Here is an 8,012-nt window from a genome sequence, read left to right on the forward strand (position 1 = left end):
TCCCTCGCCACAAAAAGCTCGTCAATCAACCCGAATAGTTAGGCCACGTCCGCTTTTGGTTTGTGCGCCACAAACCGCATCATCCATTCCGCCACGGTAACGCCGTGATGGTCTCGCTCCAGGCTGGCCACACCGTTGGTGTAGACCTTCTCCCCCAGCGTTGTCTGAAGAATCTCCAGCAACTCGCGGGAATAGTCGTGGATAAATTCCGGGTGGCCCTGGAAACACAGCACCTGGTCTTCAATGTGGTACGCCGCAAACGGGCAGAACTCGCTGGAGGCGATCACGGTGGCGTTTTCCGGCAAGGTGGTGACCTGGTCCTGGTGGCTGATCAACAGCGTCAGTTCTTCCACCACCGGGCTCATCCACGGTGCCTTGGCGTTCAGTTTGTAGTCATGGATGCCCATGCCCCAGCCCTTGGTCGCCCGCTCGGTCTTGCCACCCAACAGCAGCGCCAGCAACTGGTGGCCGAAGCAGATGCCGATCAGCTTGTCGCCGCGGGCATGGCGGTCCAGCAGGTAGGTCTTGAGGGTCTGGATCCACGGATCGGTGCCAAAGGAGTCGGCCTTGCTGCCCGTCACCAGGTACGCGTCGAACACTTCTTCATCCGCCGGGTATTCACCCTGCACCACGTTATAGATGACGAACTCGGCGGCAATCGGCTGTTTGGAGAACAGGCGCTTGAACATCTGCCCGTACCCTTGGTACTGATCGATCAGCCCAGGACGCAGGATATCGGTTTCCAGGATGCACACGCGTAACGACATAAAAAATACCTGACACGGCGATGGGAATAATGAACACCCCCAGAGCCTGCCTTGAAATACCCTTCCAAGGCAAGCCCCATCGCCGCTCCCACATTTTGATNNACTGGTTGATGAATTGCAGCGCTCCGCCGCTCCAGGCGGCAAAGCCGATACCGAAGATCGAGCCGACGTTGGCATCCGCCGTCGACATCAGCACGCCCTCCTCCACACAGCGCACGGTTTCAATGGCTTGGATGAACAGCAAGCGGTCACGTACGTCCTGGGCCGAGATCCGTTGCTCAGGCTTTTCAAAGCGGTTTTTCAACTCAGGCCACAGGTGTTTCTGCCCGCCCGCCGGGTACTCGTAGAAACCGCCACCCGCCGCCTTGCCCGGGCGCTTGTATTCATTGAGCAACAGGTCGATCACGGCAAACGCCGGGTGCTGCGGTAACGGCTTGCCTTCGGCCTGTAAGTCCTTGGCCGTCTGTTGACGGATATGGCTCATCAGGCTGAGAGAAACTTCGTCAGAGACCGCCAGCGGTCCCACAGGCATGCCGGCCTTGCGTGCCTCGGTCTCGATCATCGGCGCCGCCACGCCTTCGCCGAGCATGGCGATGCCTTCGTTGGTGAAGGTGCCGAACACCCGCGAGGTGAAGAAGCCGCGGCTGTCGTTGACCACGATCGGGGTTTTCTTGATTTGCAGTACGAAGTCGAATCCCCGCGCCAGGGTTTCGTCGCTGGTGCGGGCGCCCTTGATGATTTCCACCAGGGGCATTTTGTCCACCGGGCTGAAGAAGTGCAGGCCGATAAACTTGCCCTGGTCTGGAACGGCGGTGGCTAACCCGCTGATGGGCAAGGTGGAGGTGTTGGAGGCGATCACCGCTTCGGCACCCACCACGTTTTGCGCGGCCGCCGAGACCTTGGCCTTGAGTTCCCGATCCTCGAAGACGGCTTCGATGATCAGGTCGCAGCCGGCAAGATCAGCATCGGATTCGGTAGGAACAATCCGCGCGAGGATGGTTTCCCGCTGTTCGGCGGTCAATTGCCCACGCCCGACCTTCTTGTCCAGCAACGTGGCCGAGTGGGCCTTGCCCTTCTCTGCCGCCGCCTGGCTGACGTCCTTGAGCACCACCTCAATGCCCGCCGAGGCGCTGACGTAGGCAATGCCCGCGCCCATCATCCCGGCGCCGAGCACGCCGACCTTGCGTGTTACATAAGGTGCAAAGCCCTTGGGCCGCGAACTGCCGGCATTGATTTCATTGAGCTGGAACCAGAAGGTGCCAATCATGTTTTTCGCCACTTGCCCGGTGACCAGCTCGGTGAAGTAGCGGGTCTCGATCAAGTGCGCGGTTTCGAAATCCACCTGGGCACCTTCCACGGCGGCGCAGAGGATTTTTTCCGGGGCCGGGAAGCAGCCGTTGGTTTTGGCGCGCAGGATCGATGGCGCAATGGCGAGCATTTGCGCGACTTTCGGGTTGGACGGCGTACCACCCGGGATCTGGTAGCCCTTGATGTCCCAACGCTGTTTCGCCTCGGGGTTGGCCAGAATCCACGCCCGGGACTTGGCCAGCAGCTCGTCACGGTCTGCCGCCAGCTCATCAATCAACCCGGCTTGCAGCGCCTGCTGCGGCGTAATCTTTTTGCCTTCCAGCAAGTAGGGCAAGGCTTTTTCCAGGCCCAGCATCCGCACCATGCGCACCACACCGCCGCCACCCGGCAAAAGCCCGAGGGTGACTTCCGGCAGGCCAATCTGTACCGACTTGTGGTCCAGCGCCACACGGTGCTGGCACGCCAGGCAAATCTCCCAGCCACCGCCCAGCGCTGCGCCGTTGATCGCGGCCACTACCGGTTTGCCGAGGGTTTCCAGGGTGCGCAGTTGCGCCTTCAGCACCAGCACGCTGTCGTAGAAATCCTTGGCGTGGGGCTTGTCGACCTTGATCAGTTCATTAAGGTCGCCGCCGGCAAAGAAGGTCTTCTTCGCCGAGGTGATGATCACGCCCGCAATCGAATCCTTCTCGGCGTCCAGGCGGGCGACGGTGGCCGCCATGGCCTCGCGGTACACCCCGTTCATGGTGTTGGCGCTCTGGCCGGGCATGTCGATGGTCAGCACCACAATCTGGTCCTGGCCCTTTTCGTAACGAATGGCATCGGTCATGACTGATTCCTTAGGCTCAGAGGCGTTCGATGATAGTGGCGATACCCATGCCGCCGCCGACACACANNCCATGTCCTTGATGAACTTGAGCACCACCGACGCAAACGCTTCGTTGACCTCGAACAGGTCGATGTCTTCAACCCGCAAACCCGCCTTGGCCAGTGCCTTGCGGGTTGCCGGTGCCGGGCCGGTCAACATGATGGTGGGGTCGGTACTGGTGACAGCGGTGGCGACGATCCGCGCCCGGGGTTGCAGGCCGAGTTCGCGACCTTTGGCTTCAGAACCGATCAGCATCAGCGCCGCGCCATCGACGATCCCGGAACTGTTGCCCGGTGTGTGCACGTGGTTGATGCGCTCGACGTGGCTATAGACCCGCAACGCCGTGGCGTCGAAGCCTATCTGGCCCATCATTTCGAAGCTGGGCTTGAGTTTGCCCAGGCCTTCGAGGGTGGAGTCGGCACGGATGAATTCGTCCTGATCCAGCAGCACAATGCCATTTTGGTCCTGCACGGCGATCAGCGACTTGTTGAAGGAACCGTCTGATCTGGCCCGCGCCGCTTTCTGCTGTGAGTGCAGGGCAAAGGCGTCGACGTCCTGGCGGGTGAAGCCTTCCAGGGTGGCGATCAGGTCGGCACCGATGCCTTGCGGGGTGAAATGGCTGTGCATATTAGTTTGCGGGTCGAGCACCCAGGCGCCGCCGTCACTGCCCATGGGCACTCGGGACATGGACTCGACGCCGCCCACCACCACGAGGTCTTCAAAGCCGGAGCGCACTTTCATCGCGCCGAGGTTCACGGCTTCCAGGCCCGAGGCGCAAAACCGGTTGATCTGCACACCGGCGACGCTGATATCCCAGTACGCCACCAACGCGGCGGTCTTGGCGATGTCGGCGCCCTGGTCGCCAATCGGTGTGACACAGCCCAGGACGATGTCATCCACTTGCCGGGTGTCGAGGTCGGTGCGCTGTTGCAGTGCCGTCAGCAAACCGGCCACCAGGTTCACCGGCTTGACGCTGTGCAGGGCGCCATCCGCCTTGCCTTTGCCCCGGGGCGTGCGTATCGCATCAAAGATCAAAGCTTGGGTCATGACGTCCTCGAATCACTATGCAACGAATCGTGCCCTTACCTTAGGCGCCGGGGCGCCGGATTCAATGACCGAACCGCTCATTGACCTTGACGCTCACGCTCAGACGAACGGTAGGAGGCTACGGGAATCGGCTGATTAATCGTTTTAGCTGTCTAGCCGTAGGGCTGGCGTCTGGCTGGCAATTGGCCTCATGCCTTTTTAATAAGTTTTATTAAGTTGATGAGATGAAATGGATCTAAGCCATGTAGAACGAGGGCTCTAAGGTTGAATCTGTAAGAGAAGTTAAAGGTTGCTGCCGGGTTTTGCTGGAGCACCTGTAGGAACTGTAAGAAAAGAGTCATGTAGCACCGTCATAGTTGAATCGACCGGCACGCATTTGACGCTCAGGAATAACAACAAAAGGCAGTCAGCCATGTTCAAGCATTCGAAAGTACGTCAGGCGGGACTTATTCTGTTCGCCACCACCCTGATTCTGATCTTGCCCAACCTCACCAAGGTCATTGGGTGACCTCTCACACCCCACATTCTGCGCAGACACAGCGCCAGGATCGCAGCCTTTGGCAGCGCCTTTCGGGATATTGCGTATAGCGATCCCGTCAGGGGCTGCCGTTTTGCGCGCCGAGATTTTTTGATTTTGCGGTATCGTGAGTTCCACCGCCTTTTCCGATATGTGGCCCTTCCTTGAAACAGATCATCGTCCTCCTGATCCTGCTGCTGGCCTTGCCGGCGCACGCCGCGAAATTGACCGTCGAGCTGGATCACGCCAGCAAAACCTGGGAAACCACCGAACTGCTCAAGCGTCCGGATGCGCAGACGGTGCAGATCGTTGATGACGTTTCCTACAAGCGCAACATGACGTATCGCGCAGTGCCGTTGGCAGCGCTGTTGCCAGGCATCATGCCGGATAACCATCTGCAGGCAGTGGCCCTCGACGGCTTTGCCGCGGAACTGACGGCGGCACCGCTGCTATCAAAAAGCGGCGCGCGGGCCTGGCTGGCGGTGGAAGATCCGGCGCATCCGTGGCCGCCACTGGCAGACGGCAAGCCCAGTGCCGGGCCGTTTTATCTGGTGTGGACCGATCCACAAGCCGGGCATATCAGCCCTGAGCAGTGGCCGTTTCAGATTTCCGGGATCAAGCAGTTGAAGACGGTGGCTGAGCGCTTCCCGGCGTTGTTGCCGGATCCGAAACTGGCGGCGAATGACCCGGTGAATCAGGGGTTCGCACTGTTCCAGAAGAACTGCCTGGCATGTCATCGCCTGAACGGGGCCGGCGATGCGCAGGTGGGGCCGGACCTGAATATTCCTTACAACCCCACTGAATATTTTGCCGGGGATTTCCTCAAGCGCTACATCCGCGATCCGCAAAGCATGCGGCACTGGCCACAGGCGAAGATGCCCGCGTTTGCCACCAGTGTATTGCCGGATGCGGACCTGGATCTGCTGGTGGGGTATTTGAAGCATATGGCAGGCAGAAAGCAGCCTTAAGGCTCGGGTAAACCTGTGGCGAGGGAGCTTGCTCCCTCGCCACAAAAAGCTGTCCTGGCACGGAGAGCTTTCCTGCTACACAGAGCTCCCTCTCTCCCTGGATCCTACTGCTGCTGCACCGAAATCACCGGTGTCGGCGCTACAAATACCTTGGCATGCATCTGCTCATGCCCTCCCCCACGACGCATGCCTCGTACCGGGCAGGCGTCCAGGTAATCCAGACCCACCGCCAGCTTCAAATGCCGCTCCGGCCGCGCCAGTTGATTGGTCACGTCAAAACTGTACCAGGCGTCATCCAGCCACGCTTCAGCCCAGGCATGGCTGGCGAGGTGCTCGCAGTCTTCGCTATACAAATACCCCGACACATAACGCGCCGGAATCCCCAGGCTGCGGGCACAGGCGAGGAAGGCGTGGGTGTGGTCCTGGCACACCCCGGCACGCCCGGCAAACGCCTTGGCCGCACAGGTGTCGACTTCGGTAGAACCCGGCGAATAGGTCATGTACTGGTTCAGCGCGTGCATCAGGTCGATCAATGCGCTGCGGTCGCGGCGTTGATGGCAATGCTTTTCGGCAAAGCTGCGCAGGGCCTCGTCCGGCTCGGTCAACCGGGTGCAGCGCAGGAACGGGAAGGCCGACTGGCTTTCATGTTCGGCCTCGCGCAATTCGTCGATATCCACTTGGCCACGGGCGCCAATGATGATGGCTTCATGGGGCTCGTCCAGGGTCAACACGTGCAGGATGTTGCCGAACGGGTCCAGTTGCGCCCGTACCGGCCGGGGCAAGTCCAACTGCCAACTGAGGACATGCTGGCGCTCGCTGTCGTGGGGCGTGAGCCGCAGGTACTGGATGCTGGCACGCACCTGGTCTTCGTAGTGGTAGGTGGTTTCGTGGCTGATGGAAAGTCTCATGCCGCCTCCAGGTAGGAACTGTAAATAGCATCGCCCAACTCGCGCACGAGCGGGATGAAGTCGGTCAGCCAAGCGTGCAGGCCTTCCTCGAGAATTTCGTCGATGGCGGTATAGCGCAGGCGTGCGTCCATTTCCGCTGCCAGGCGTTGGGCCGGGCGACCGTTGATGCCGGGCAGGCTGCCAAGGATCTGGTCGATCTCTTCACTGCAGGCCCGCAGCGACCGCGGCACGTCGGCGCGCAGCAGCAACAGCTCGGCGACTTGTCGGGCGCCGGGGGCATCACGGTAGATTTCGGTGTAGGCCTCGAACGACGACAACGCCCGCAACAACGCACTCCATTGATAGTAGGCATGGGCGGTACCATCGGTGACCGCTTCGGCCTGGTCGCCGGCCATTTCATAGCGGGCGTCGAGCAAGCGCAGGGTGTTGTCGGCGCGCTCGATAAAGGTGCCCAGGCGAATAAAACGAAAGGCGTCGTTACGCATGATGGTGCCGTAGGTGGCACCGCGGAACAGGTGGGAACGTTCCTTGACCCACTCGCAGAACCGGCTCATGCCGTAGCGGCTCAGGCCTTGCTGGGCGATGTCGCGAATTTCCAGCCAGGTGGCGTTGATGTTTTCCCACATGTCGGCGGTGATTCGCCCACGCACGGCATGGGCACTGGCGCGTGCAGCGCCGAGGCAGCTGTAGATGCTGGCCGGGTTGGCAGCATCCAGGGCGAAGAAGTGCAGCAGGCGTTCGGCGTGCAGTTCACCGTGGCGCTCGCGGTAATCGTCGAGGGTGCCGGTGATCAGCAGCGGCATCGCCAGTTCATGCAGGCCATCGCCGCGCCCGTCCTGGGGCATCAGCGACAGCGAATAACTGACATCGAGCATCCGCGCGAGGTTTTCCGCGCGCTCCAGGTAGCGTGACATCCAATACAAATCCGAGGCAGTTCTACTCAACATATTTCAATCCTCGACCACCCAGGTGTCTTTGGTGCCGCCGCCCTGGGACGAGTTGACCACCAGCGAGCCTTCCCGCAGCGCCACACGAGTCAGGCCGCCGGGGACCACACGGGTTTCCTTGCCTTGCAGCACAAACGGGCGCAGGTCGATGTGGCGTGGCGCGATGCCGTTTTCGACGAAGGTCGGGCATGTCGACAGGCACAGGGTCGGTTGCGCGATATAGGCGTGGGGCTTGGCCTTGATGCGTGCGCGGAAGGCTTCGATTTCCGCCGCCGAGGCGGCCGGGCCGACTAACATGCCGTAGCCACCGGAGCCCTGGGTTTCCTTCACCACCAAGTCCGGAAGGTTGGCGAGCACGTGGGACAGTTCGCTGGGATTACGGCACTGGAACGTCGGAACATTCTTCAGGATCGGTTCTTCATCCAGGTAAAAACGGATCATCTCGGTGACGAAGGGGTACACCGACTTGTCATCCGCCACCCCGGTGCCGATGGCATTGGCCAACACCACGTTGCCCGAGCGGTACGCCGCCAGCAGGCCCGGCACGCCGAGCATGGAGTCCGGGTTGAAGGCCAGCGGGTCGAGGAACGCGTCGTCGAGGCGACGGTAGATCACATCCACCGCCTTGGGACCATCGGTGGTGCGCATGAACACGCGGTCATCACGCACGAACAGGTCGGCGCCT

5 protein-coding genes and 2 pseudogenes are annotated in these 8,012 nt (G+C 60.9%); 1 reads left to right on the forward strand and 6 read right to left on the reverse strand.

The genetic code is table 11. From position 1 onward, the window contains the following. Positions 1 to 38: 38 nt before the first annotated feature. From HX786_RS25150 to HX786_RS25160, 3 genes and pseudogenes are all read right to left on the reverse strand, one after another. Positions 39 to 767, reverse strand: coding sequence for an amidotransferase (locus HX786_RS25150; RefSeq protein ID WP_008434897.1), 729 nt, complete (start codon positions 765 to 767; stop codon positions 39 to 41). 103 nt (positions 768 to 870) lie between these two features. Then, a pseudogene (locus HX786_RS25155) lies at positions 871 to 2,901 on the reverse strand (3-hydroxyacyl-CoA dehydrogenase NAD-binding domain-containing protein); the annotation flags it as partial. Positions 2,902 to 2,970: 69 nt separating this feature from the next. Further along, a pseudogene (locus HX786_RS25160) lies at positions 2,971 to 3,987 on the reverse strand (acetyl-CoA C-acetyltransferase); the annotation flags it as partial. A 681-nt stretch (positions 3,988 to 4,668) separates the two neighbouring features. Here HX786_RS25160 and HX786_RS25165 point away from each other — a divergent pair. Then, the gene (locus HX786_RS25165; RefSeq protein ID WP_177022184.1) at positions 4,669 to 5,472 is read left to right on the forward strand and encodes a cytochrome c; all 804 of its coding nucleotides are present in this window, start codon (positions 4,669 to 4,671) and stop codon (positions 5,470 to 5,472) included. Between the two features lie 104 nt (positions 5,473 to 5,576). Here HX786_RS25165 and HX786_RS25170 read toward each other — a convergent pair whose 3' ends face one another. The 3 genes from HX786_RS25170 to HX786_RS25180 all read right to left on the reverse strand — a co-directional run. After that, a complete protein-coding gene (locus tag HX786_RS25170; RefSeq protein ID WP_004371203.1) occupies positions 5,577 to 6,380 on the reverse strand; it encodes a transglutaminase family protein in 804 nt (267 codons plus the stop codon). After that, a complete protein-coding gene (locus tag HX786_RS25175) occupies positions 6,377 to 7,327 on the reverse strand; it encodes an alpha-E domain-containing protein (RefSeq protein ID WP_004371204.1) in 951 nt (316 codons plus the stop codon). Before HX786_RS25175 ends, HX786_RS25170 begins: the two co-directional genes overlap by 4 nt. A 3-nt stretch (positions 7,328 to 7,330) precedes the next feature. Continuing rightward, positions 7,331 to 8,012: circularly permuted type 2 ATP-grasp protein (locus HX786_RS25180; protein WP_178912736.1), on the reverse strand; the 682-nt coding region annotated here is incomplete at its 5' end.

The organism is Pseudomonas sp. 21615526, assembly GCF_013386245.1.
Classification (GTDB): domain Bacteria; phylum Pseudomonadota; class Gammaproteobacteria; order Pseudomonadales; family Pseudomonadaceae; genus Aquipseudomonas.

Coding starts and splice junctions, on each gene's coding strand:
- HX786_RS25170 (WP_004371203.1), bottom strand. CDS start 6,380: ATGAGACTTTCCATCAGCCACGAAACCACCTACCACTACGAAGACCAG.
- HX786_RS25175 (WP_004371204.1), bottom strand. CDS start 7,327: ATGTTGAGTAGAACTGCCTCGGATTTGTATTGGATGTCACGCTACCTG.
- HX786_RS25150 (WP_008434897.1), bottom strand. CDS start 767: ATGTCGTTACGCGTGTGCATCCTGGAAACCGATATCCTGCGTCCTGGG.